Genomic DNA, 24,951 nt, shown 5'->3' with positions numbered 1-24,951 from the left:
GATAAAGCCTATCTATCCCACTCTTCAGGCCTTCACAGCACGGGCCTAAAAGCTCCCCGCAAAAATAGCCTTCAACTTCGCACGCAACCCCTGCTCTTCACTCGCACGCCGCACCTGCGTCCGATGCGTATAAAGCAGCATTCCAATCGCCGCCGCAAACTCCGGTACAGCCAGTTCCGCAGGCATGCGCGACAGCGGCACCGGATATCCAATCCGCGCCGGCACTCGTAGCAGACTCTCCGCATTATCCAGCAGCCCAGCCATATTCGCGCCACCGCCCGTCACCACGCAGCCCGCACCCAACGCCTCCAGCACTCCACCCTGTCGCAGATTATCCCGCAGCATCGTAAACAACTCACGTGCACGCGGCTCCAGAATCTCCGCCAAAAATCTCTGTCTCACCATCCGCGCCGGCTGCCCGCCAGAGAACGCAAGATTGCCACCCACTTCAATCTCATTCAACTGCGGCACTGCAGTCACCACGCAATGTCCATACAGCTTCTTCAGATACTCCGCTTCTTCCACCGTCACATGCAGACCAACCGCGAGGTCATTCGTAAAATGATCCCCGCCGATCGGCAGCACAGCCGTGTGCGCAATCGAGCCCTCAAAAAACACCGCCAACTCCGTGGTGCTCGAACCGATATCGGCCATGCAAACGCCCAGCTCCCGTTCATCGGCGCTCAACACCGCCTCCGCCGAGGCGATCCCCTCATACACCGTATCCAGCACCTCAAGCCCCGCCCGATTCGCGCACGTAATCACGCTCTGCGCCACGCCACCCGAGCAAGTCGATAGATGCAGATTCACCTCAAGCCTGTTCCCCACCATCCCCACCGGATCATGAATCCCCGGCTGGTCATCCAGAATGAACTCCTGCGGCAAAAGGTGCAGCACCTCGCGATCCGGAGGCAGCGCCACAGACCGCGCACGGTCCACCGCTGCACGAACCTCCTCCCGCGTAATCTCTCGCATCCGGCTTCCCATGCTGATGCCGCCGCGCGAGTTCACTCCACGCACATGCGTTCCGCCAATCCCCACAATCGCCGTCTCAATTCCAGCCTTCGTCACGCGCTCTGCCGTCAGCGCCGCACGATTGATCGCCTCCGCCGCAGGCCCAAGCTCTGCGATCAATCCCTTGCGCATGCCGCGCGACGGCTCCACCCCATGCCCGCGATACCGCAGCACCCCATCCTGCAGCTCCGCCACCAGCACGCAGCTCTTCGTGCTTCCCGCGTCCAGCACGGTGATCAGATTGTCCTGCTTCTGATTCATGGATGTGCCACCTGTGAAGGATGATACTGCGTTGTCGCCGCCGACGGCTTCGCAACAATTGGATGGTGCTTCACAACGACAACATGTTTCGCCTTCGGATCAGCCTTCTTCGTCTTCACCGAAGAAGCAGCCTCGTTCTTAGCGCTCAGATGCGCGGGAGCCTTCGTCGCAGGCTTTCCCTTCACCGCCGCTGCATGTGCAGCTGAAGCCTTCACCGCAGGCTTTGCAACCGGCTTAGCGACGTCGACTCCAGCATCTTGAGACGTCGCCGCAGTCACCTTCGAATTCGCCGCCATCACGGCCGCACCATCCTTCGAAGACGAATCAACCGGCACACCCGCGCCCGGCTGCATCTCAAGCACAACCTGCCGCTCATACCTCATATCCACCGACGAAAGCTTCGGATAGACCGTCCGCCACTCCGGCAGATGCTCCTCAAATCGCTTGTAGCGATCCAGAAAATCCACATCGCCAAAATGAACCAGAATCTCATTCGATTTATCCGGAATCAGCGCCTTCACATCTTCCGGATTCGACAGGTCCACCTCGCTCAACCCCTCCGAGATCTTCTCGCCAGACCCATCCAACTCCGTCGTGAACCGTTCGTAGATCTTCATCCTCGCCGCGCGCGTCGACAGCGGATCCTCCGCCACAATCCCCGTCACCACCGGAAACGAGTACCGCGCATCCGGTTTTGTCTCCGCCGGCATATCCAGCAGCACCCCGTTCGCATCCACCAAACCAATATGGCTTCCCTGCCGCACAAACGCCACCGGCGTCCTCTCCACAATCGACACCCGCATCCGGTTCGGCAACAACCGCATCACCGTCGCATGCGCCACCCAAGGCAGCCGTTCCATCTCCGCGCGTCTCTCCGCCAGCGACACCGTAAAGATGTTCCGCTCCACATCTCCCCCAAAGATGCTCAGCAGCTGCGCGCGCGTCACATGCGCATTGCCCTGAAACTCAATCGATGACGACGAAGGAATTACAAATCGCTCATCGTGCAACAGAAAACTTCTCGCCATCAAAAAACCACCCGCACAAAGCCCGAGCAGAACCAGCACCCCACATCCCGCAGCGATCCGTCCCCACTTCGTAGCAGGCATCCCGCGAAACCGCACTCGCAGTCCCGCCTTCCGCCGACCCACCGGAGCGTCGTCCTCCCAATAGGGATCGTCCGCGAAGTCTTCGCTCAAATCACGGCGCAGCTTCTTATCCGGCGAAACCGACACTCGCCGCGGACCACGCGAACCCCGAGTCTCCGAGGCATAGTTCTTCTCAGGCGCCTCTAGCACCGTTGTTCCACCCCGATAAACCGCATCGCTTTGTCGCACGCCTGAGCAAGGCCGCGAGAATCGCCATCCTGAGCATAACCCGCATAACCCCCACAAATCCCTGTGATCTTCGGCACGTACCCTTTCAGGAACTCACCCATTTGTGGCCAAAGCTTCCAGCAACGCCGACCCCGCCTGCGATACACTCCCCGCCCCAAGCGTCAGAATCACGTCGCCCTCCTTCGCCACCCGCACCAGCGCCGCCACCCCCTCCGCCACCGAAGCCGCATACTCCACCCGATCCCCACCCTTCGCGCGAATCGCCTTCACAAGCGCCTGCGCATCGACACCCTCAATCGGCTGCTCGCTCGCTGCATAAATATCGAGCACCTCGACCGAATCCGCGTCCTTGAAGGCCCCCGCAAACTCCGTCATCAAATCTCGAGTCCGAGTAAACCGGTGCGGTTGAAACAAAACATGCACCTTCGAGTACCCACAATCCCGAGCCGCCCGCAGCGTAGCCAAAATCTCCGTCGGATGATGACCATAATCATCCACCACCGTCACGCCGCGCACCTCACCCTTGATCTGAAACCTTCGATCCACCCCACGAAACGTCTCCAGCCCCGCCGCAATCTGGTCAGGCGCCACTCCCAGCTGCACTCCCACCGCCACCGCCGCCGTAGCGTTCAGCACGTTATGCCGCCCCGGAACATGCACCCGAAACTTCCCCAGCACCAACCCCTTATAGTTCACCGCCAAACACGAGTGGCAGTCTTCGTCCTTAGGCAGCACCTCCACCCGAAAGTCCGCATCGACACTCTCGCCATACGTATAGATCCTCCGCCTCACCCTCGGCAGCACAGTCCGCAACAGCGCATTATCCACACAAGCCGTAGTAGCCCCATAAAACGGCAACCGATCCATAAACTCGACAAACGCCCCCTCAACATCTTCCATATCGCGATAGCAATCCATATGCTCGCGATCCAGATTCGTCACCACAGCCAGCACCGGCGACAGCTTCAAAAAACTCCGGTCGCTCTCATCCGCCTCCGCCACAAGATACTGCGAGTTCCCCAGTCGCGCGTTCGACCCCAGCGCGTTCACGCGTCCTCCCACCACCACCGTAGGGTCGAGCCCCCCGCCTGCCAGCACCGCCGCCACCATACTCGTCGTCGTCGTCTTGCCATGCATACCGGCGACCGCAATCCCATACTTCAGCCGCATCAGCTCCGCCAGCATCTCTGCCCGCTGAATCACCGGAATCTTCCGCTCCCTAGCCTCCACTACCTCAGGATTGTCCTTCGCCACCGCCGAGCTGGTCACCACCACATCACTAGCCGCCGCATTCGACGCAACATGCCCCTCGAAGATCCGCGCCCCCATCCCCACCAGCCGATCCGTCACCGCGCTCCGCCGCAAGTCGCTCCCGGAGACCGAATACCCCATCGTCAGCAGAATCTCCGCGATCCCGCTCATCCCAATCCCGCCGATCCCGATAAAGTGAATCCGTTGCGAGGGCGCAAACAAAAAGTGTCCAGGCACAAACATGCTTTCGTAGTCTCTACTTTCAAAACACAATTAACCCAAATAACCGCGCACCACGCACTGATCTTTCAGATTACCAGCGTTCCCAGGCACAAGCGGAGAAGCACAACTCCGTCCCTCAGACCAACGGGAGGACCAAACCCATCGCCTATCAAACACGAGATATACAAGTCACGAAGTGACCGCGCCACGCGCAGTGGGCCCGTCCGGCAGGACAACTCAAAACGAACAGCGTGATATATAAAATCCATGCTCGCCAATCGAACGCGCCTCATCACTCTCTGCGCTGCCACACTACTCAACCTCACCGCGCCAGCGCAGCAAAACCACACCCTCCTGGCCACTCCCACCACCGTAGCCTGGGGCTTCTACTACGCCAAAGCCACGCCCGCCCTCACTATCCACTCCGGCGACACCGTCACCATCCAAACCCTCTCCACCTGCGGCTCCCCCGAGCGCCTCAAATCCCTCGGCATCCCCGCCTCCGACATTCCCACCTACGTCGACGACATCTACAACAAGGTCCCCACCTCCGAAAGAGGTCCTGGCGGCCACATTCTCACCGGCCCCGTCGCCCTCACCGAAGCCGAACCCGGCGACGTCCTCGAAGTCCGCATTCAAAAAATCAACATCGACGTCCCCTGGGCCTGCAACGGCTTCGGTGCCGGTCGCGGCTTCCTCCCCAACGACTTCCCCTACAGCCACACCCGCATCATCCCTCTCGACCGCGAAAAGATGATCGGCCACTTCGCCCCTGGCATCGACATCCCCCTCCATCCCTTCTTCGGCAGCATGGGCATCGCCCCACCCGAGTCCGCCGGCAAGTACAACTCAGCCCCACCCTGGATGCACGCCGGCAACATCGACAACAAAGAGATGGTCGCTGGCACCACGCTCTACATTCCCATCAACTCCAAGGGCGCCAACTTCGAAGTAGGCGACGGCCACGCCGGTCAGGGCAACGGCGAAGTCGACATCACCGCCCTAGAGACCCAACTAACCGGCACCTTCCAGTTCATCGTTCATAAAGATCAGCATCTCCTATGGCCCCGAGGCGAAACCCCCGCCGCCTACATCGCCATGGGCTTCGACGAGGACCTCAAAACCGCCACCGAGATGGCTGTCCGCAACATGATCACCTTCCTCTCCGAGCAGATCCCAAACCATCCCCATCTCACCCGCGACGACGCCTACGCCCTCATCTCCACCGCCTGCGACGTCGACATCACCCAATTGGTCGACACCAAAAGCGGCGTCCACGTCCTCTGCCCCAAAAACCTCTTCGTCGCCGCCCCAGCCACCCACTAACAAACGCGAAAATCCCGCCAAACTGGTACAACCATTCGTAACTAGACACCAAATCTGCATCATCACTATTTAGCAACAAATGCCAAATATTCGTGTCTAATCAACTGAGCACTTGACCCGGCGACCTCCAGCCGGGCTGGAACTCATCCTTGCTCTCCGCGAAGTCCGCGCCCGAACGCAACACCGGATAAACGAAGGCTGAGCAGGAAGGTAACGACATGACGTTCACCCGCCTCTTCAGAAACTCGCTCGGTGTAGCAACCTTAGCCGGATTCGCCCTGGCCATGCCGCTCCTCGCCCAGGTTCAGCCCTACAACCAAAACGATCAATACAGCTACCCCGCGGAGCAACAGGCCCAGCAGGACCCCCAATACGGCGGCCCGCCCAACGGTGCTCAGCAGGACAACACCTTCCCCCAGCAGTACGGAGCCCCCCAGCCCGGCGCCCCCCAGGGCATAGAGCAAGCCCCCCCGGCCATCCCCGACTACCAGCAGCCCCCAGCCCCCGGCGACGGCTACATCTGGACCCCCGGCTACTGGGCCTGGACCGCTGACGGCTACCAATGGATTCAGGGCGCTTGGGTCGCAGCTCCCTACACAGGAGCCCTCTGGACCCCAGGCTACTGGGGTTATAACGACGGCTACTTCTGGAACGCCGGCTACTGGGGCCCCTACGTCGGCTATTATGGCGGCATCAACTACGGCTTCGGCTACTTCGGCATAGGTTTCTATGGCGGATACTGGGGCGGCGGCCGCTTCTACTACAACCGCGCCTACTGCAACATCGGCCGCGGCTGGCATGGCGGCAACTTCTACAACCGCAGCTATAACGGATACTCCGGCCACCCAGGCGGAGCCAGCTTCACTCACGTAAACTCCGTCGCCTACCACGGCGGAACCTCAAACGCGTACCGCGGCTCCAGCATCAACGGCCGCAGCTTCGCCTCCAACGCAGGCCACACCAACCCAGGCTTCGGCAACAACAACGTAGCCCGCACCTCCTACAACGGAGCAGCCAACAACGGAGCATCCCGGAACTACGCTGGCGGCAATGCCTATAACGGAGCCTCCCGCAGCTACGCTGGCAACAGCGCCTACAGCGGAGCCTCCCACGGCTACGCGCAACCCGCACAGAGCCACGGCAGCAGCTACGCAGGTGGCGGTTACAGCGGTGGCGGCAGCAGCTATCACGGCAGCTCAGGTGGCGGAGCCTCCTACGGCGGTGGCGGCGGTGGATACCACGGCGGTGGAGGTGGTGGTGGTGGCGGCGGCTCACACGGTGGCGGAGGCGGAGGCCATCGCTAATACCAACCAATAAAATTCAAGGGCTGAGGACAAAATCCTCAGCCCTCTTTCTTTGCCACGAAAAACAAAGAGCATCCGTCACTTCGAAATCCCCACCACCATCTTCCCAATCTCCTCAACCGCGTTCGGATGCGCCAAGCCCCGAGCCCGCTCCCCCATCGCTGCCAGCCAATCCCCGTCTCGCAACATCCCCAGTAGCGCTGACAACAGCCGATCCTCAGTCAACTCCGATTCAACAATCAACTCCGCCGCCTCAGCCGCGACAAAGACATCTGCATTCTTCTTCTGGTGGTCATCCGCCGCCTGCGGAAACGGCACCAGCAGCGAAGCCTTGCCCGCCGCCGCCAGCTCTGCCATCGTGCTAGCCCCGCTCCTGCATAACATCAGATCAGCCTGAGCAAACTCCCCCACCATGTCGTCCAGATACGGCTGCACCCGCAACCGCGTCTCTGCCGCCAAACCAGCTTGCTCATACGATTCCCTGGTCGACACCTCATGCCGCCCACCCGTCTGGTGCACAATCTCCAGCTCAGGAATCGCCTCCAACAGCTTTGCAACAATCTTCGGCATCACTTCGTTCAACACCCTGGCACCCTGGCTCCCGCCAAACACCAGCAACCGCCGCGACGTCCCCGCGGCCTTCGGACCAACCTCGAGAAACTCTCGCCGCACCGGAATCCCTGTCACCTTAGCCCCGCGAAAGAACGACCGTGTTCCATCAAAGTTCACCGCAGCTGCAGTCACCCACTTCCCCACTATCCGATTCGCCAGCCCCGGCACCGCATTCGGCTCAAACGCCAGCGTAGGAACCCGCAACAGGATCGCCGCCATCATCGCCGGCCCCGAAGCATACCCACCTACCCCCACCACCACATCCGGTTTGAAGCTACGCGCCAACTCCACACACCGCAACACGCCCAGCGGCAGATCCGCAACCGTCCGCAGCTTCGTCACCACACTCACATTCTTCAGCTGCCCCACGCGAATCAACTCCAGCGGAAACCCCGCGGCTGGCACCAGCCGTGTCTCAAGCCCCCGTGCCGTCCCCACAAATCGCACCTCGGCCCCACGCGCATCGCGCAGCTCGCGGGCAATCGCCAGCGCCGGAATCACATGTCCGCCCGTACCACCACCAGCAATCAAAACTCGCAAAAAAGCCACCTCTCACTCCGACCAACAGGAGGACAAAAACCGATCATCCCACGCAAGAACGGTAGACACGTCACGAAGTGACCGCCCGAATCGGGGTCCCCGCAAACAGGTCTTCGTTTGCGGGGTGGCCAAGCGTAGCGGGCCCGTCCGGCAGGACAGCACTGCCACTCAATCAATCTCGCGGGTAATGTTCAACAGCACACCCATGCTGGCCAACGTAATAAAAATCGAAGTTCCCCCCGAAGAGATAAACGGCAGCGGAATCCCCTTCGTCGGCAGCAGCGCCAGCACCACGCTCATATTGAAGAAAGCCTGGATCAGAATCGCAGTCGTCAGCCCAAACGCCAAAAACCGAGCAAACGGATCGGTCGAAAGAAATGCCGCCCTCAACCCGCGATACCCCAGCGCCACAAACAACCCCACAATTAGCAAAGCTCCAATCAGCCCCAGCTCTTCACAGATATTCGCAAAGATAAAATCGGTCTGCACCTCAGGCAGATAGAACAGCTTCTGCCGCCCCTCCATCAACCCAAGCCCGCGAATGCCACCCGTTCCCACCGCGATCAGCGACTGAAGGATGTGAAACCCAGTCCCGCGAGGATCGGCCTCAGGATTCACAAACGCCAGCATTCGCGCCCGTCGAAACGCAACATGAAACAGCATGAAGTAGAGAACAGGGGCCGCCAATGCAGCACCAACTGCAAAGTACCTGGTCTTCGCCCCGGCCAGATACAGCATCAACGCCGTCACCGCCATGCACACCAGGCCGGTCCCAAGATCAGGTTCCTTCAAGATCAAAGCCGTAAACAACAGCGGCACCGCAACCGCACGCAGAATCGTCCCCTTCCAGTCATCCATCTGGTGGATTCGAGTCTGCAAGAAGTAAGCCAGAAACAACACCAGCACAGGCTTCGCCAACTCCGAAGCCTGTAAAGTCGTACCCGCAACACGGATCCATCGGTGCGCTCCATTCATACCAGGCATCACAAAGACGCACGCCAGCAGCAGCATCGTTACCGCAACTGCCGGAAAGACAACTCGGGGATTGTTATAGCGGCGGTAGTCCACGCGCATCAACCAAACCATCACCAGCAGGCCAAGCACCGCCCACTTCGCCTGATTCGCCACATAAGGATAAGGAGATCCCAAACTCGACTGCGCCATCACCGCCGACGCCGAAAACACCATCACCAGCCCAAATAGCACCAGCAGCAGCACCACTCCGAAGAGCCACTTGTCCACCCCAACTCTCTTCGCCATGCTTCACTTCCACTTCTTCTTCTAAATTAGTTCGTCTACCAGCTGCCGAAACACGCGGCCCCGATGCTCATAGTTCTCAAACTGGTCGAAGCTCGAGCAGGCAGGCGACAGCAGCACCACATCACCAGCGGCAGCAGCCTTGGCCGCCTCAGTCACCGCAGTCTGCATCGTTCCCGCTGCCACCATCTTCACGACTCCGTGAAGCTGACGCTCAATCTTTTCTGCAGCCGAACCAATCGTATAAACAGCCTTCACCCGCTCCTTCAGCAGCTCCGCCATCGTTCCGTAGTCCGAGTCCTTGTCTTTCCCACCAAGAATCAAGTGAATTCCCTTGCTGAACGAAGACACCGCCTTCATCGTCGCATCCACATTGGTCGCCTTCGAGTCGTTGTAGAACTCAACACCATTCAACTTCCTCACCAGCTCCAACCTATGCTCGACAGCTGTAAACGTCGCCACCGAAGCTCGAATACTCTCTGCCGAAACCTTCGCCAGCCGAGCCGCACAAACAGCTGCCAGCACATTCTCAATGTTGTGCGCACCCTTCAGGTGCACCTCCGAAACCGGCATGATCGGCTCGGTCACTCCACCTTCCTTCTCCACCCAGACAATCACGCCATCACGCACAAACGCGCCGCGTCGAACCGCCTTCGTCCCGCTGAACCAGAACACCTCGCTCTTCGCCCGCGCTGCACTCATCTGCGTCACGCGATCATCCCCATTCAACACCAGCGCATCACCAGCTCCTTGCCGCTCGAAGATCCGCTCCTTCGCCGCCACATACTTCTCGAAGCTTCCATGACGATCCAGGTGGTCTGGCGTAATGTTCAGAATCACCGCAATCCGCGGATGAAACTCCTCAATAGTCTCCAGTTGGAAGCTCGACACCTCCAGCACATTCACCGTCTCCGGCGTACTCTTCGCCACCAGATCGATCACCGGCAACCCAATGTTCCCGCCCACCTGCGTCGGCATCCCGGCATCACTCAGGATCTTCCCTACCAGCGTCGTGGTCGTGGTCTTCCCATTCGACCCGGTAATCGCCACCACTTCGCCTAAAAGATAGCGGCTAGCCAACTCCAACTCGCCAATTACAGTCAGCCCAAACGCCACCACCTGCTTCACCTCCGGCGTATCCATCGGCACACCAGGCGAAACCACAATCAGATCCTGCCTCCGAAACGTCAGAAGCCCATGCCCCCCCGACTCGACCATAATTCCAGCTTCCAACAATGCAGGAATCTCCTTCGCCAAAGCCACCGCACTCCGCGAATCGCTCACCGTCACCCGAGCCCCTTGCGCGCGCAGAAACATCGCCGCCGACAGGCCGGACTTCCCAAGTCCCACAACCAACACCCGCTTGTTCTTCAAATCCATCATGCCTTCACACTCTCATCGCAGCTTCAAAGTAGTCAACGCGAACAATGCAAATACCAGCGCCAGAATCCAGAATCGAGTAATCACCTTCGATTCGGACCACCCCATCAACTCAAAATGATGGTGCAGTGGGGCCATCTTAAAGATGCGTTTGCCGTTCCTTAACTTATAGCTGCCCACCTGAAGCATCACGCTCAACGCCTCAAGAATAAACACACCCCCAATAAACGGAAGCAAAAGCTCCTGCTTGATCACAACCGCCACAGTCCCGATCGCCCCACCCAACGCAAGACTTCCAACATCACCCATAAATATCTCCGCCGGATGGGCGTTGTACCAAAGGAATCCAATACTCGCCCCCACCATAGACCCGCAAAACACCGTCAATTCACTCACCATCGGCATCCGCTGCAGTTCCAGATAATCCGAAAACACAACGTGTCCACTCACATAGGTAAGCACCGTCAACGCCCCGGCCGCAATGATCGTACAACCGATCGCAAGCCCATCGAGCCCATCGGTCAAATTCACCGCATTGCTCGCCCCCGCGATCACGATCATCACAAAAATCACGAACGGTATAAACACCAACCAGTGCATATGCGGAACATGACCCATCCACTCCCACACCAGATCCGGCCGGAACCGCTTCGCAAACGGCACCATCAGCCGCGTCGAGTATCCCCCACGAATCTCCATCACAACCAACGCCGCAGCCACCGCAGCGCTGACAACAAATTGGAGGCCAAGCTTAGCCTTCGCCGTCAATCCCTGGTTCTCCCGGTGCACTACTTTTATATAGTCATCCGTAAATCCGATTGCCCCAAACGCAAGCGTAGACAACATCACCAGCCAAACATAGGGATTTGAAAGATCGGACCACATCAACGTTGGCACCAGGATCGAAATACAAATCAGCACCCCGCCCATCGTCGGCGTCCCGCTCTTCTTCTGATGTGACTGAGGTCCCTCTTCCCGAATGTACTGCCCGATCTGAAACTCGCGCAGTTTATCGATCACGTACGGGCCGATCAGTAGGCCGATCAGCAGCGCCGTAAGACTCGCAAACACCGTGCGAAACGTCAAATATCGAAAGATGCGAAACAGCCGAAAGTAGGGAAACAGCTTCTGATACAGCAACCAATAGAGCAAAACGTCTCCGCCTTTTACCCGCAGCTTTAGGCCCGTTTCTGTTGCGAGTCACGGCTATCTTAACAGCACCATGCTCCACGGTCTGTGGTTATCTCATCCCGCGAACCAACGCGAATGCCCACCGAATCGCAAAATCCGCGCTATAGCCCGTTCTCCAGCGCAAAACAGAGCGCATCTGCAGCCATCGCAAGCTCGTACGCCAGCTGAGCATCGTGATCAGAATCCTCCGCCTGCCGCAGCAACTCCACAGTCACCGGAAACAAATCCGTTCCTTTGCCGCGCTCAGCGTGCTCAATCTTCTCCAACCTGCGGTCCGCCTCCGCAATAAACTTCTCGAGCCACTCCGGCGATGGCGACGCAACCTTCTGCTTGTGCTTCTGCCTTGCAGAATAGAGCCCCGCTAGTGACAGATGCTCCGCTGCACGCAAAACCCCAATGGCCCGCAGCACAAACTTGTTTCCTTCTTCCCCCTCCGTGGCCTTGCGGTAGAGCTTGACGCCCCTCTCCAGAAGGTCCACCAGATCTTCCCCGGTGCCTTTTTCCATCAGCGAAATCACCACCGAAGCTCGCTGCATATGGTGAAACGCCGTCATAAGCCCATAGTCGGTGGCATAGACCACCCCCACTCCCGTCAATCTCTCTGCCGCTTGCTTCGCAGCTTTCTTCGGAGCGCCTTTCTTCGGAGCACTCTTCTTCGCAGTTTTTTTCGCAGCGTGTTTAATCGCCTTCTTCGCGTGCTTTTTTATCGCAGTCCTGGCTTCGTGCTTAACCAGTGCTCCCTTAGTCGACATAGTTCGCTCCATACGATCTCGTTTTCGCCATAATCACTCCGATGCCAATTCAACACGACACGTTATGTTCGAGCCGCCGCAAGCACCGTCAAAGTCTTCTCCAGCCGCACTCCCCGAGAAGCCTTCAACAACACTACGTCTCCTGGCCCCAGATTCGCAACCAACCACTCACCCGCCTCTTCCGGGCTGGTTACAAATAGCGCCTGCGCGCCCGCTGTTTGCGCGGCATCCACCAAATCCTGCGCTAGACCACGTACTCCGAGCACAAAGTCCACTCCGCTTTCCATCATCCGCGCACCGCAAGCCGCATGCAGCGATGCACCGTCCGAACCAAGCTCCAACATCTCCCCCGCAACAACAATATGTCTCTCCGCCGGAATCGCCATGGTCGCATCCACCATCGCATTCAACGCCGTTGGATTGGAGTTGTAGCAATCATTGATGAGCGTCGCCCCCCGCCACTCCAAAACTTCACCACGCTTGTCGCCCGCCCGCAGTTCACCCACTGCCTCGGCACAATCGCTAAGCTCCATCCCGCTTTGCAATCCGATCGCAATCGCAGCCAGAGCATTCGGGACATTGTGCCGCCCCAACATCTTCAACTGCACACTCGCACGCTGCCCCTTAGCCTCAACCGTAAACACCACGCCCTCCGCCCCCACCTCCGCGACGTTGACCGCTCTGACATTCGAGCCCTCTCCAAACCCATAAAACACTGCGCGCGCTCCCAGCCCACGACCAAACGCAGCCACATAAGCATCGTCGTAGTTCAAAACCGCAATGCCATCCTTAGGCAGCGCTTCAATCAACTCATACTTCGCCCGCGCAATTCCCGCAATCCCATCCGGAAAGAACTCCAGATGCACTGGCCCAACATTCGAAACGACAGCCCAATCCGGCTCTGCAATCTTTGCCAGCGCAGCAATCTCCCCCGCATGATTCATCCCCATCTCGATGACCGCGACCTCATGCTCTCGCTCCAGTTTCAGAAGCTGTAAAGGAAGGCCAAACGCATTGTTCAGGTTGCCAGCCGACTTCAGCACCTTGAACTTCGCGCTCAGAACCTGAGCCACGGCTTCTTTCGTAGTTGTCTTCCCCGCAGACCCCGTCACTCCAATCAGCTTGCCGCCCCACTCCCGCCGCACAGCGTGGGCCAGTTGTTGCAGTGCACGCAGCACGCAATCCTCGCCGTCCGATACCTGCAGCAGACGCTTCTCATCCACCTCCGCCGGCACCACCCACATATTGCTTACCACCGCTGCGACAGCCCCGTTTGCGAGCGCAGCCTGCACGTAGTCATGCCCATCCAACCGCTCGCCGCGAACCGCAAAAAACAATTCACCACCGCCAATCGTTCGCGAGTCGATCCCGTACCCCACCGCCTCCGCCGACGTGTCGAACTCGCCATCCGCATGAATCCAGTCAGCAATCTGCCCCAATGTAAGCTTCACCCGATCTCCTTCAATACTCCCGCCGCCACCGCAACATCATCGAACGGTACCGTCCCGTCCCGCAAAATCTGTATCTTTTCATGGCCCTTCCCAGCGAGCAGAACGATATCTCCCACCCGCGCTGCACGAATTGCGATCTCGATCGCCGCAGCCCGATCCTGCTCCACAATGCACTTCGTCGCCGTCTCCCGCACTCCAGCAAGCGCCTCTTCGATGATCGTCGTCGGATCTTCGCTTCGAGGATTATCGCTCGTCAGCACCACAAGATCACTTCCCTCCCCAGCCGCCCTGCCCATTCGCGGACGCTTCGTCTTATCCCGGTCCCCGCCGCACCCAAACAGCGTAATCACCTTGCCGCCGCGCTCCTTCACCAACTCTCGCGCCAGCGAAATCAAATTCCGCAAAGCGTCATCCGTATGAGCGTAGTCCACCACCACGGTCAGATTGTTTGATGAAGGCACCACCTCAAACCGGCCCGGCACCTGTGCTCCCGAAGCCGCTCCCGCGACAATCTCTTCCAACGTCAACCCTCGCGCCAATGCCGCACAGGACGCAGCCAGCAGGTTGTAGACATTGACTCGTCCCGTCAGCGAAGAGCGTACCGGTGCATCTCCATTCGGAGTCTTGAAGATAAATCGCGTCTCGCCCGCGTGCAGCGTGATCTCCTCCGCCCTGTAGTCTCCGCTCATTGGCTCAAGTCCGTACGTCATCAACTGAGATGCCCGATTCCCTACGATGAGGCGCTTTCCGTAAGGATCATCGCTATTGATCACCGCAACTCGCGGTGGCGGCGCACCAACACCCTCAAACACCCTGGCCTTTGCCGCGAAATACTTCTCCATTGTGCCGTGATAGTCCAGATGATCCTGAGTCAGGTTCGTGAACATCGCCACATCCACCGGCAGCCCCCAAACCCTCTCCTGCTCCAGCGCATGGGACGACATCTCCATCACGGCCTCTGTCGCTCCAACCCTCACGCCGTTCTCAAAAATTTCCAGCACATCCCGAGACTCAGGAGTGGTGTGTGGAGAAACACGCACTTCATCTCCAACATGTGTCTCAATCGTCCCGATCAACACACAAGTCCGTCCCACACTTCGCAGCATGGCTTCAAGCAGGAATGCAGTCGTCGTCTTACCGTTCGTCCCGGTCACTCCACTCAGCGCCAGATCACGTTCCGGGTGCCCCATCACCTCTGAGCTCACTTCTGCGAGCGCTCTCCGGCCTCGTCCCACCAGCGCCGCACCAACCTCGGCATGCTCTCGGCGCAGCTGCTCGTAAGCCAGGCGAGAATCCGTCACGACGGCGGCTGCCCCTTGTGCGATAGCAGCTTCTATATATCGATTCCCGTCTGTCGCATCGCCTCGCATCGCGACAAAAACACTCCCACGCCCCACTCGCCGAGAATCATATTCGACGCCAGAAACTTCGACGGAAGTGCAAAACCGTTCCTCCGCACTCAGCCCACCACAAACTGTCTCCCAATTCATAAAAGGATGCTAGTCGAGAACGCGGTCATCTCGCAGAACAAAACCATCATCGGCTGAACCGAACCACGATCTCAGTTCCGGCTCCAACCATCGTTCCAGCCGCCGGCACCTGCTCCCGTGCCAACCCGCTTCCCACCGCTTGCACGCGCAGACCCACCGCATCCGCTCTTTCCACAACCCCCCGCAGCCCCAGGCCATCAAACGAAGGCACAGGAACTCGCAGACTGGCGTCCACCACAACGGCACCCTTCTCTTTTGTCTCAACCGCCGGTGCAGCCTTCTGAGGCGCTAGTCGTGCAGTCTCCGCGCCTCTCGCTGCCTCATCTGTCCGAAACGCCGCAAGCACCTTCCCGGGAAGCAGATTCAGAATCCCCGGCGAATCTCCCGACGGCTTCGCCGTGCGAACAACCGGTTTTTCGTTAGCCGCAATATCCACAGCCGCTGCATTCGCAGGCGCACGCAACGGATCATCCGCCGGCAAATTATTTACATCGTCAAACATCGCGCTGAGGTCCGCCGTGCTATCGGCAGGAGAGTCATCGACAGCGTCCTTCTGCGCGATCTGCAACTCCTTCTTTGTCTTCAGTGGCTGATCGTGCGGCACCCCCAGATACTCCAACACCTGCTGCGCCACATCTGCAAACACCGGCGCACTCGCCGCTCCGCCATAGTGCGCCGCCTCCCCGCCAGCCGTCGGCGTATCGATCACCACCGCGATTGAAATCGCCGGATTGCTCACCGGCGCAAACCCCGCAAAGCTCGCCACCAGCTTCGTGTGCGAGTACGTGTGCGTCGCCACATCAATCTTCTGCGCAGTCCCTGTCTTGCCCGCAGAGCTATACCCATTCAACGCCGCCAGCTTACCTGTGCCCTCCGTCACAATCCCCTGCATCATCATGCGCATCTTGGCCGAGGTCATCTCCGAGATCACCCGATGCGCCCCATCCGGCAGCGTCGTCGGCAGCTGATTCGACGGCCGAAACGCCGCTGGCTTCAACCTCGCATCGCCCTTCATCTCATCGGTCGACTGCAGCAGCACATGCGGCGGCATGTACACCCCGCCATTCGCCAGCGCACTCACCATCGTCACCAACTGAACCGGCGTCACACCAACCTCCTGCCCGATCGCCATCGACAAAATACTCGTCGATCCCCACTTCTTCGGTGCTCTCAACAGCCCGCGTGTCTCGCTCGGCAGTTCAATCCCCGACCGGTCACCAAAACCAAATCCCCGCATGTAGCTATAAAACTTATTCGGCCCCAGCTTCAGCGCCATCTTCGCCGCGCCCACGTCGCTCGAGTGCTCCAGCGCATACTGCACCGTCACCACGCCAAAGTGATCGCTATGGTCGTCATGCAGCGTGCGGCCATACATCGTCATCGCCCCGTTCTGGCAATCCACCAGATCCGTCGGCTGCACGCCCGCTCCATCCAGCGCCGCCGAATACGTCACCAGCTTGAACGTCGACCCCGGCTCATACACATCGCTCACCGCCAGGTTCTGCAGCACGCTCGAATCCATGTGCTTCTGGTCGTTCGGATTGAACCGCGGCGAAATCGCCAGCGCCAGAATCTGCCCCGTGTGCGGATCCTGCACCACCACAGTCCCATGCAGCGCTCGCGTCTTCAACATCTGCGCATCCAGCGCACGCTCCGCCATGTACTGAATATTTGCATCAATCGACAACACCAGATTCTCACCCGGCATTGGCTGGCTCTCTTCACTCCCCAACACGTGCCGCTTCGCATCAAGCGCAGTCAACATATGCCCAGGCTCGCCATGCATATCTTCATCAAACTGCCGTTCCAACCCGCCCAGTCCTATGTCATCCGTGCCCACATATCCCAACACCTGCGCGGCCAAATCATTGTTCGGATAAAACCTCTTAAACTCCTTCTGAAAATAAACACCCTTCAAATTCAGCTCGCGCAGACGATCCGCGATACTCGGATCAACCTTTCTCGCCACCCACGCAAAGTTCCTCGAAGCGTTGAATCGCGCCAACATCTGCTGCTGCGACGTAAAGTTGTCCGTCGGGTCAGCGTGCACAATCTCAGCCAAGATCTCCGCCGCGCTCGCACGATTGTCCCCAAGCTCCGACGGCACCGCATACACGCTGTCCACCTGCACCGTCACCGCAAGCTCCCGCAGATTGCGGTCATACAACATACCCCGCCGCGGAGCCACTTCAAACGTTCTCTGCTGCTGCATCGCCGCCCGATGCACAAAGTCCGAGTGCCGCACCACCTGCAGCCATCCCAGCCGTACCGCAATCAGCGCCGTCCACGCGCAAAAAAACAGCGCCACATAGGCGAAACGGATCCTCCGTATCGGAGCGGTCAACGTCTGCCGTGGCGCCTTGTTCATCTCATCCCTGCTTCAAAGTTAGTTTACTTCCGAGCCCTCTTCGTCAGACTTTCTCTGCAAAGTCGAACCACCCGCTAATTGAATTACTGTGCAATCTGCATCGCAACAGTATTCGCCTGAGCCAGCACAGGAGCGTTCGGATCCCCACCCTCTGGCCTCACCACCTGCCCCGGCTGTGGCTCTCCCAGTCCAAGCTGCTTCGCAATCTTGTCGATCCGCCCCGGATCCGTCAACTGCGCCTCGGTCAAACGCAGTTGCCGATTCTCCTCCCGCAACTGCTCCACCTGCGCCTTCTGCGCCTCAACGTGGTAGCCAATCTCAATCGCCGAAAAGTGCTGCCACACATAAACCATCACCAGCACGAACAACACGCTCATCACCGCCGAAAACGTGCGCATCTCGCGCCGGCGCTCCGGGTCATCCGCCTTCACAATACGGCTGTTGTCGATGTGTTTCGTAAAGAAAACCTCAGGCGTCGGACCACGCCGCGCACGCCGTTGGTTCTCAAACATCTCGCGATTCCGCGCCGCCAGCGACTCCGCACGGCTCTGCGCCCGCGAACCCAACATCTCTAGCTGTTGTCCTGCCATCGCCGAAGCCGCCATCGTGTACCTCTTTCAAACCTCTCTCAAAACCATGAGCCCGAAATCTCTTGCCACTCTCCTCAACGTACGAACCGGGCCGGGATCGCTATTGGAGGAAGGGACTTTTTGTTGCAGAGTTGTCTTTCGCCTGAAAGAAGGTGGGACAACCCCGGCCCGATCACATGTTTTCTCTATATATAGACTGCACCATTTTCAGTGCAACAGAGAATCTCTTACCTAAATTTTTTCAGCCGCCCTCATCTTGGCACTGCGCGACCGCGGATTTCTCATCTGCTCTTGCTCTGCCGCCACAACCGGCTTCTTCGTCAAAACCTCAAATACCTTCGCGTCCTTTGCCGCCTTGAACGCGTCTTTTACCAGCCGGTCCTCCAAAGAGTGGAAGCTGATCAACACCAGCCTTCCTCCCGGCTTCAACAGAGACCCCGCGCTCTTCAGCAGCGATTGAATCTCTCCCAACTCGTTATTCACGCGAATCCGAAGTGCCTGAAAGGTTCTTGTAGCGGGATGAATCTTCTCGCCTTTCATTGGTGGGGCCTCGGCCGATACGATTCGAGCCAATTCTGCTGTAGTCGTAATCGGCCGGGCCCTAACAATGGCTCTGGCGATTCTCCGCGACCTCCTTTCCTCTCCGAATTCGTAAATCAGGTCGGCGAGTTCGTTTTCGTCTTCCTGATTTACCACTTGCTCGGCCGTCTCCCCGCTGCGCGTATCCATCCGCATATCTAACGGGCCATCCGTCCGAAAACTAAATCCTCTGTGCGCCTCGTCCAGCTGCAGGCTGCTCACGCCAAAATCAGCAAGCAATCCATCCAGGCTCCCCGGCTCAATCAGGCTCGAAGCCTCCGAAAACGCCCTCGGTTCAAACACCAGCTCCGGCATCTCGTCTCCTAGCTCAGCCCGCAAAACCTCAAGCCTTGCTTTAGCCTTTTCCATCGCCTCCGGGTCCCGGTCAAAGCCAATCAACTTGCCTTTGCCGCCCAGCCTCTTCGCTATCTCCGAAGAGTGCCCCGCCAGACCCAGCGTCGCGTCAACCACCACGCCGCCCGGCCGCACATTCAAGTACTCCAAAACTTCTTCTAAAAGAACCGGCACATGTTGCGGACTCTTCATCGTTCACCCGCCTTCTGTGCTGCCCCTGGGGGCCACCTTGCACCTGCTAAGCAACTGCCTTCGTCTTGTCTGCGAATGCCATCAGATCCGCATCCGTCAGCTCAACAGCTCCACTGGCCTTCTTCATCTCGGCATCGAACAGCTCTGCATTCACCACTTCCAACAACGTCTGCGACCCAAGAACATTGACCTCGCCCGTAACCTTCGCCAACTCCCGCAGCTTCTGCGGAATCAGAACCCGGCCCTGTGCGTCCATCTCAGCCATCTGCCCGTAAAAGTTCGTCACGTCCTGAAACTTCTTCCGAACCGGATCCATCGGGGACATCTTCGACAGCGACGCCTCGATCTGCTCCCACTCCTTCAGCGGATAAACCTGCGCCCGCTTCCCATCCATGCTCGTTATGTAGAACTGGGGTCCATACAGCTCATCCACACGGCGCTTGAACTCGGCAGGGAGTTTTAATCTCCCCTTCTCGTCAACCCGTGTTGGGTGATTTCCCCGAAACATAACGACCTCGATACCTTGTCCAACTCAAATCCGTTCAAAATCGCTCCGCGTCGTAGAATTTTGTGTGTCAGGAATCTAGTTTGGTCCACCAGACTCCAAAATCTTCTACTTGGCTCCACCCAAGCATCGCCGAGCCGCATCCCTCTGTAAAGAGTTAATTTGTGCAACTTCTGTGTATTTCCCGAAACGGGATGTGGAAAACTCAGCTATTGGGCAATCAAGAACGACACCTACTACAGGTAGTGTTTGTGTCGGTGGTTCATAACTCCTGAGTCACTTGCAAGCTCCGAATCCATCTGGTAAGCGAAATAAAAGCGAAAACGTTCCGACCAGGGCACATCAGTCGCGCCCACTAGGTCGTCATCCTGAGCGCAGTGAAGGATCTCTGTATCTGACTTCCTTTTTTTGCCGTGAAAATTGGAAACGAGCGAGCCAATTCGCTTGTCAAGCCCACATTTCATCTATCTCATTTATTAGCAACGAGATAGGCGTGGCGCATTAGTTATGCTCCAACTTCTATACTTATTAAGTGTAAAGAAAACAAACGCCTACGCTGACAGTTGAGGCCTTGCACGAGCTAACTCTTTTGTTTGGAAGAATTTGGAAATAAGCTGTTTAGAATGACGAATTTGGAGGTGTGTCTTACGGTTAAGCTGTTGAAAATAAGGAATTTACACGCACGTATGGGGGGGGGGGGGAGGGGTCTAACGCTTACCTAAAAAGTTCTTCCGGCGCAGCAGCCAAACCAAGTAGGCCAGCACAGCAAGATTGATCAGGAGCAGGCTCAAGCGAAACCAATCCGGCTTTCGAACCAGCTCAAAGAGTTCCCACGGCAGAAACGAGACCGTCAGGATCAACGTCAGGTATTCGGCCCAGACCTTTTCGAGAAGCAACCCGATACCCTCGGTAAGAGCCAGCGCAGAGTAACCGAACGTCCCCACACTGATCTGCCTCAACCGATGAGCATCGATGAGGTCTGCCTTGTGAAGCAGTAGCGCAACCAGGCGACTCTCCGGATCGAACCTCAATCGCAGAGCCAGCCGCGTCACCTCGTCGCCGACATCCTTGTGCAGCAGATGAACCGCGCCGGCACCGATACAGAAGAAGAAGATTGCCTTCGCCAGTTTGAAGAGCCCGATCAGCAGCAAGCCACGGTCATGCACACCGGCGGGGTGGTCTCCCACCTCCTGCGTCTGCACCAACCCGTCACTTGTCCTGCTCGCCACTTTTAACATAGGCTCCGACCTTCAGTTGACGAGCACTCGAGGGAATTGTCAACGCCACCTTCGTAGGATGCACAACTTCACATCATCAACATCTTCTCGCGATCAATTACGCACACACAACCGACCTCGCAACTCCGCTACTCTGGTTCGGTTTCACGAGCATGATGGGAATAGAACCAATCCAGTCCACGAAAGTGGACGTAGATGCTTATGAACGCCCCTGCAGGGTCGAGCTTCTAGAAACTGAGAACGAAAAGGATAACGAACATGAAGAAGTCTCTACTCGCCACCCTCGCAGTGGCCACTCTGGCCATCACCTCACTCAGCGCCCACGCCCAGAAGGACCCCGATGTAGGCGGCGCCGCGATGTATCCCACCAAAACCATCGTCGAGAACGCAGTCGACTCGCCGATCCACAAGACCCTCGTCGCTGCCGTCAAAGCCGGCGGCCTGGTCGACACCCTCAACAGCCCCGGCCCCTTCACCGTCTTCGCACCCACCGACGACGCCTTCGCGAAACTACCCGCCGGGACCGTTGACACCCTCGTCAAGCCCGAAAACAAAGACACACTCGACAAAATCCTCACCTACCACGTCGTAGCGGGCAAGATCAGCTCCAAAGAGCTCGCGAAGATGATTCAAAAGGGCGGCGGCAAAGCCACTCTCAAGACTGTTCAGGGCGAAGACCTCACCGCAACCATGTCAGGCGGCAACATCATGCTGACAGACGCCAAAGGCGGCATGGCCACCATCACTACAGCCGACGTCTTCCAGTCAAACGGTGTCATCCACGTCATCGACACCGTCCTCATGCCCAACTAAGTGTTTTCCTCCGGTAATCCTTCAAGGCGCCTCATCACGAGGCGCCTCTTTTTTCTAGTCACGCGAAAGATATTTCCATTTGCAATCTGTACCCCTCGCGCTTCTCCTCGCAACACGCTATAACCAACCCAGCATGCGCCACACATTTCAATCCGAACAGTGGCTCCCATATCCTGTTGACCGCGTCTTCGCCTTCTTCGCCAATCCCGAAAACCTCCCACGCCTCATGCCCCCCTGGCAGAAGACCCGCATCGAAAAGATCTCCCTCACACCGCCGCCTATCGCATTGCCCACACCTAGCAGCCTCACAGCCGGCGCAGGCACAAAACTCACAATCAGCTTCCGTCCCTTTCCCTACGCACCCGTACGAGTTTGCTGGAGCGCCAAAATATCCGAGTTCGTCTGGAACGACCACTTCTGCGACCAACAACTCCGCGGCCCCTTCGCATACTGGCACCACTGCCATTCCATCGAGCCACAAACGCGAACAGAAAATTCCACCCCATCGATCGCAGGCACTCTACTTCACGACAAAGTCGAATATGAGCCGCCGCTGGGAAAGTTAGGCAGCATCGCAAACAGCATCATCAACTGGCAACTTCAAAAGACCTTCGCATATCGCCACACCCGCACTCTGGAATTGTTGAGGTCTCTGTCGCCCTCCATCCCTTGACTATCGCCAACGAAAAAGGGCCGCATATTGCGGCTCCTTCGGTGAACACAAACCGCTAGGAATGCTTGGCCAGCACCTGCTCCATCATCTTGCTCAAGTAAGGTCTCGATTTCTCAAGAGCAGCTTCAGCCGTAAGACCATACTTCTCGCGCAAAGACTCGACCTTCCCATGCTCGATGAAAGCGTCAGGCCAACCAACTCTCACCACCGGCACCTGCAACTCAAGCTCATTCAGCGTCTCCATAACCGCCGAGCCAAACCCACCTGCGAGCACGTGGTCCTCTAACGTAATCACCAACCCACAACGCTTACCGAACTCCGAGACGCAATCGCGATCAATCGGCTTCGCAAACCGAGGATTGATCACCGCAGCAGAAAAACCTTCACGCTTCAACATCTCCGCCAAGCGTTCTGCCTCTGGCAGCATCGCACCCAGACCGAAGATCGCAATATCGCCTCCATCGTGAATCACCTCAGCCTTGCCGATCTCGATTGCCGTAGGACTCTCCTTCACAGGAGTGCCCGGACCGGTACCACGCGGATAGCGAATCGCGCTCGGCCCGTCATGCAGCATCGCCGTGTACATCATGTCCGACAGTTCATCTTCATCCTTGGGCACCATGTGAATGAGATTCGGAACGCTGCGCAGATAGCTAATATCGAAGAGTCCATGGTGAGTCGGTCCATCATCGCCGCTCAACCCACCACGATCCATGCAGAACACGACTGGCAAATTCTGCAGACAAACATCATGCACAATCTGATCAAAAGCCCGCTGTAAAAATGTTGAGTAGATTGCGCAAAAAGGCTTATACCCTTTTGTCGCCATGCCGGCTGCAAAGATCACCGCATGTTCCTCAGCAATTCCCACGTCGAAATATCGCTTCGGATGATGTGGCCGGAAGAGATCAAGCGCCGTCCCATTCGGCATCGCAGCCGTAATCGCAACAACCTTGTCGTTCGTGGTCGCCAGCTTGGTCAACGACTCGGCGAATATCTCCGAATAGGTCTTCTGTCCCGCAGCCTTTGTCTCTCCCGTCTGTGCGTCATACGGTCCAAGCCCGTGAAATTTCTTCTGCTTCTCAATCGCCGGTTGAAAGCCCCTGCCCTTCTGAGTAATCGCGTGCAGCACAACTGGCCGATTCTGCTGCTTTAGATACTTGAATGTCTCGATCAGCAATGGAAGATTATGTCCATCGAGCGGCCCGAAGTAGCTCAGTCCAAACTCCTCAAACAGCATGCCCGGCCCAATCAGTCCCTTCGCGGCCTCTTCTGCCTTACGCACCACATGCCGCGCCGTCTTGCCGCCAAACCGCTCCAGCAGATCTGCTGCCTTGTCATGCAGGCTCGAAACCGTTGGATTTGTCACAATCTTGTGGAAGTACTCCGCAATCGCTCCAACGTTCTTATCGATCGACCATGCATTGTCGTTCAACACCACAATCAATCGCTTCGTCTGCGCGGCGATATTGTTCAGCGCTTCAAACGAGATGCCATTCGTGAACGCAGCATCCCCAGCCAGCGCGACGATATGTTCTTTTCCGCCCGCCATGTCGCGGCCAACAGCCATCCCAAGCGCCGCGCTAAGGGCTGTTCCAGCGTGCCCTGCACCGTAGCTGTCATGCTCACTCTCGGTGCGCAGCATAAATCCGTTCAACCCACCCGGCTGCCGAATCGTATGGAATAGCTTCTCTCTTCCAGTCAGCAGCTTATGCACATAGGCCTGGTGGCTAACATCAAAGACAAAGCTATCCGCCGGCGTATCGAACACATAATGCATCGCGATGGTCAGTTCGACGACACCGAGGTTCGGGCCAATGTGTCCGCCTGTCTTGGCAACCCCGACAATCAGTCGCGCCCGAATCTCTTCTGCCAGCTGAGTCAGCTCCGCAATCGACAGCTTCTTCACATCAGCGGGAGAGTTAATCGTCTCAAGAATGTTGCTCATCAAAACCTGTTCTGCAGTCCCGCTCACCGAGCATCGCGTCCTGCCCAAAAACACAGTCACATCCTCAGCTCGGCTAAATGAAGTGACCCTTAAGTATAACAACCCCTGCATCCTCCATTCGTTGCACCTTTCACTTCAAGTTTTAGACATCCTCTCCCAACCGTCGTCATCCCGCGTAAGCTCTCAGGTTTACGAGTTCTCCAGAAAGCGAGAAAGCCCTTCCCGCTCAGATCGTTGGCCGTCGGTCCTCGAAAGGTTTGTGTGGCCTGATGGTCCATCCCCCTCCCTGTCAGGAACCTCCGG

Annotated in this window: 20 protein-coding genes; 4 read left to right on the top strand and 16 right to left on the bottom strand. The window is 57.8% G+C overall.

Features of this window, described 5'->3' with window-relative positions; translation table 11 throughout:
* Positions 1–45: 45 nt before the first annotated feature.
* The 3 genes from ftsA to murC form a co-directional block, all read right to left on the bottom strand.
* A complete protein-coding gene (gene ftsA, locus RBB76_RS16245) occupies positions 46–1,275 on the bottom strand; it encodes a cell division protein FtsA (protein ID WP_429629768.1) in 1,230 nt (409 codons plus the stop codon).
* The gene (locus RBB76_RS16240) at positions 1,272–2,573 is read right to left on the bottom strand and encodes a cell division protein FtsQ/DivIB (protein WP_429629769.1); all 1,302 of its coding nucleotides are present in this window, start codon (positions 2,571–2,573) and stop codon (positions 1,272–1,274) included. The genes ftsA and RBB76_RS16240 overlap by 4 nt, the downstream gene beginning before the upstream one ends.
* Positions 2,574–2,705: 132 nt before the next feature.
* The gene (murC, locus tag RBB76_RS16235; RefSeq protein WP_429629770.1) at positions 2,706–4,106 is read right to left on the bottom strand and encodes a UDP-N-acetylmuramate--L-alanine ligase; all 1,401 of its coding nucleotides are present in this window, start codon (positions 4,104–4,106) and stop codon (positions 2,706–2,708) included.
* Positions 4,107–4,352: 246 nt separating this feature from the next.
* On the opposite strand from murC, the gene RBB76_RS16230 reads away from it, so the two are divergent.
* Both RBB76_RS16230 and RBB76_RS16225 read left to right on the top strand, forming a co-directional pair.
* Entirely contained in the window at positions 4,353–5,411 is a 1,059-nt protein-coding gene (locus RBB76_RS16230; protein ID WP_429629771.1) for an acetamidase/formamidase family protein, read from the top strand.
* A gap of 218 nt (positions 5,412–5,629) precedes the next feature.
* Positions 5,630–6,715 carry a YXWGXW repeat-containing protein gene (locus RBB76_RS16225; protein WP_429629772.1) on the top strand — a complete coding sequence of 362 codons (1,086 nt, stop codon included), beginning with the start codon at positions 5,630–5,632 and terminating at the stop codon, positions 6,713–6,715.
* Between the two features lie 78 nt (positions 6,716–6,793).
* Here the strand turns inward: RBB76_RS16225 and murG are convergent, their stop codons facing one another.
* The 12 genes from murG to RBB76_RS16165 all read right to left on the bottom strand — a co-directional run bounded on the left by murG (position 6,794) and on the right by RBB76_RS16165 (position 21,214).
* Positions 6,794–7,876 (bottom strand): undecaprenyldiphospho-muramoylpentapeptide beta-N-acetylglucosaminyltransferase, encoded by a 1,083-nt coding sequence (gene murG, locus RBB76_RS16220; RefSeq protein WP_429629773.1) that lies wholly within the window; start codon positions 7,874–7,876, stop codon positions 6,794–6,796.
* A 159-nt stretch (positions 7,877–8,035) separates the two neighbouring features.
* Positions 8,036–9,127: a putative lipid II flippase FtsW gene (gene ftsW, locus RBB76_RS16215; RefSeq protein WP_429629774.1), complete on the bottom strand. Its 1,092-nt coding sequence runs from the start codon at positions 9,125–9,127 to the stop codon at positions 8,036–8,038.
* Between the two features lie 21 nt (positions 9,128–9,148).
* The gene (gene murD / locus RBB76_RS16210; protein WP_429630316.1) at positions 9,149–10,504 is read right to left on the bottom strand and encodes a UDP-N-acetylmuramoyl-L-alanine--D-glutamate ligase; all 1,356 of its coding nucleotides are present in this window, start codon (positions 10,502–10,504) and stop codon (positions 9,149–9,151) included.
* 15 nt (positions 10,505–10,519) lie between these two features.
* Entirely contained in the window at positions 10,520–11,656 is a 1,137-nt protein-coding gene (mraY, locus tag RBB76_RS16205; RefSeq protein WP_429629775.1) for a phospho-N-acetylmuramoyl-pentapeptide-transferase, read from the bottom strand.
* A 140-nt stretch (positions 11,657–11,796) separates the two neighbouring features.
* On the bottom strand, positions 11,797–12,447 hold the full coding sequence (locus tag RBB76_RS16200; protein ID WP_429629776.1) for a hypothetical protein: 651 nt from the start codon (positions 12,445–12,447) through the stop codon (positions 11,797–11,799).
* Between the two features lie 62 nt (positions 12,448–12,509).
* Complete coding sequence (locus tag RBB76_RS16195; RefSeq protein WP_429629777.1) at positions 12,510–13,898, bottom strand: UDP-N-acetylmuramoyl-tripeptide--D-alanyl-D-alanine ligase; 1,389 nt, start codon at positions 13,896–13,898, stop codon at positions 12,510–12,512.
* On the bottom strand, positions 13,895–15,388 hold the full coding sequence (locus RBB76_RS16190) for a UDP-N-acetylmuramoyl-L-alanyl-D-glutamate--2,6-diaminopimelate ligase (RefSeq protein WP_429629778.1): 1,494 nt from the start codon (positions 15,386–15,388) through the stop codon (positions 13,895–13,897). The genes RBB76_RS16195 and RBB76_RS16190 overlap by 4 nt, the downstream gene beginning before the upstream one ends.
* Positions 15,389–15,434: 46 nt before the next feature.
* Positions 15,435–17,756: a penicillin-binding protein gene (locus RBB76_RS16185; RefSeq protein WP_429629779.1), complete on the bottom strand. Its 2,322-nt coding sequence runs from the start codon at positions 17,754–17,756 to the stop codon at positions 15,435–15,437.
* A gap of 83 nt (positions 17,757–17,839) precedes the next feature.
* Positions 17,840–18,361, bottom strand: a complete 522-nt coding sequence (gene ftsL, locus RBB76_RS16180) for a cell division protein FtsL (RefSeq protein ID WP_429629780.1) — start codon at positions 18,359–18,361, stop codon at positions 17,840–17,842.
* A gap of 216 nt (positions 18,362–18,577) precedes the next feature.
* Positions 18,578–19,471: a 16S rRNA (cytosine(1402)-N(4))-methyltransferase RsmH gene (gene rsmH, locus RBB76_RS16175; RefSeq protein WP_429629781.1), complete on the bottom strand. Its 894-nt coding sequence runs from the start codon at positions 19,469–19,471 to the stop codon at positions 18,578–18,580.
* 46 nt (positions 19,472–19,517) lie between these two features.
* Positions 19,518–19,979, bottom strand: a complete 462-nt coding sequence (locus RBB76_RS16170; protein WP_183976249.1) for a division/cell wall cluster transcriptional repressor MraZ — start codon at positions 19,977–19,979, stop codon at positions 19,518–19,520.
* Between the two features lie 704 nt (positions 19,980–20,683).
* Entirely contained in the window at positions 20,684–21,214 is a 531-nt protein-coding gene (locus tag RBB76_RS16165) for a DUF2127 domain-containing protein (RefSeq protein WP_433963441.1), read from the bottom strand.
* A 258-nt stretch (positions 21,215–21,472) separates the two neighbouring features.
* On the opposite strand from RBB76_RS16165, the gene RBB76_RS16160 reads away from it, so the two are divergent.
* Together RBB76_RS16160 and RBB76_RS16155 are read left to right on the top strand one after the other, a co-directional pair.
* Positions 21,473–22,027 (top strand): fasciclin domain-containing protein, encoded by a 555-nt coding sequence (locus RBB76_RS16160; RefSeq protein WP_429629783.1) that lies wholly within the window; start codon positions 21,473–21,475, stop codon positions 22,025–22,027.
* Between the two features lie 79 nt (positions 22,028–22,106).
* Entirely contained in the window at positions 22,107–22,700 is a 594-nt protein-coding gene (locus tag RBB76_RS16155; RefSeq protein ID WP_429629784.1) for an SRPBCC family protein, read from the top strand.
* 55 nt (positions 22,701–22,755) lie between these two features.
* Here RBB76_RS16155 and dxs read toward each other — a convergent pair whose 3' ends face one another.
* Complete coding sequence (dxs, locus tag RBB76_RS16150) at positions 22,756–24,648, bottom strand: 1-deoxy-D-xylulose-5-phosphate synthase (protein ID WP_429629785.1); 1,893 nt, start codon at positions 24,646–24,648, stop codon at positions 22,756–22,758.
* Positions 24,649–24,951 lie beyond the last annotated feature (303 nt).

The organism is Tunturiibacter psychrotolerans, from assembly GCF_051013365.1.
In the GTDB taxonomy this organism is placed as follows: domain Bacteria; phylum Acidobacteriota; class Terriglobia; order Terriglobales; family Acidobacteriaceae; genus Edaphobacter; species Edaphobacter psychrotolerans_A.
The sequence above is the reverse complement of the archived record's forward strand: the minus strand, read 5'-3'. Positions and strand labels throughout refer to the sequence as shown.

Coding starts and splice junctions, on each gene's coding strand:
- ftsA (WP_429629768.1), bottom strand. CDS start 1,275: ATGAATCAGAAGCAGGACAATCTGATCACCGTGCTGGACGCGGGAAGC.
- murC (WP_429629770.1), bottom strand. CDS start 4,106: ATGTTTGTGCCTGGACACTTTTTGTTTGCGCCCTCGCAACGGATTCAC.
- RBB76_RS16230 (WP_429629771.1), top strand. CDS start 4,353: ATGCTCGCCAATCGAACGCGCCTCATCACTCTCTGCGCTGCCACACTA.
- RBB76_RS16225 (WP_429629772.1), top strand. CDS start 5,630: ATGACGTTCACCCGCCTCTTCAGAAACTCGCTCGGTGTAGCAACCTTA.
- ftsW (WP_429629774.1), bottom strand. CDS start 9,127: ATGGCGAAGAGAGTTGGGGTGGACAAGTGGCTCTTCGGAGTGGTGCTG.
- murD (WP_429630316.1), bottom strand. CDS start 10,504: ATGGATTTGAAGAACAAGCGGGTGTTGGTTGTGGGACTTGGGAAGTCC.
- RBB76_RS16200 (WP_429629776.1), bottom strand. CDS start 12,447: ATGTCGACTAAGGGAGCACTGGTTAAGCACGAAGCCAGGACTGCGATA.
- RBB76_RS16190 (WP_429629778.1), bottom strand. CDS start 15,388: ATGAATTGGGAGACAGTTTGTGGTGGGCTGAGTGCGGAGGAACGGTTT.
- RBB76_RS16185 (WP_429629779.1), bottom strand. CDS start 17,756: ATGAACAAGGCGCCACGGCAGACGTTGACCGCTCCGATACGGAGGATC.
- ftsL (WP_429629780.1), bottom strand. CDS start 18,361: ATGGCGGCTTCGGCGATGGCAGGACAACAGCTAGAGATGTTGGGTTCG.
- rsmH (WP_429629781.1), bottom strand. CDS start 19,471: ATGAAGAGTCCGCAACATGTGCCGGTTCTTTTAGAAGAAGTTTTGGAG.
- RBB76_RS16170 (WP_183976249.1), bottom strand. CDS start 19,979: ATGTTTCGGGGAAATCACCCAACACGGGTTGACGAGAAGGGGAGATTA.
- RBB76_RS16165 (WP_433963441.1), bottom strand. CDS start 21,214: ATGTTAAAAGTGGCGAGCAGGACAAGTGACGGGTTGGTGCAGACGCAG.
- RBB76_RS16160 (WP_429629783.1), top strand. CDS start 21,473: ATGAAGAAGTCTCTACTCGCCACCCTCGCAGTGGCCACTCTGGCCATC.
- dxs (WP_429629785.1), bottom strand. CDS start 24,648: ATGAGCAACATTCTTGAGACGATTAACTCTCCCGCTGATGTGAAGAAG.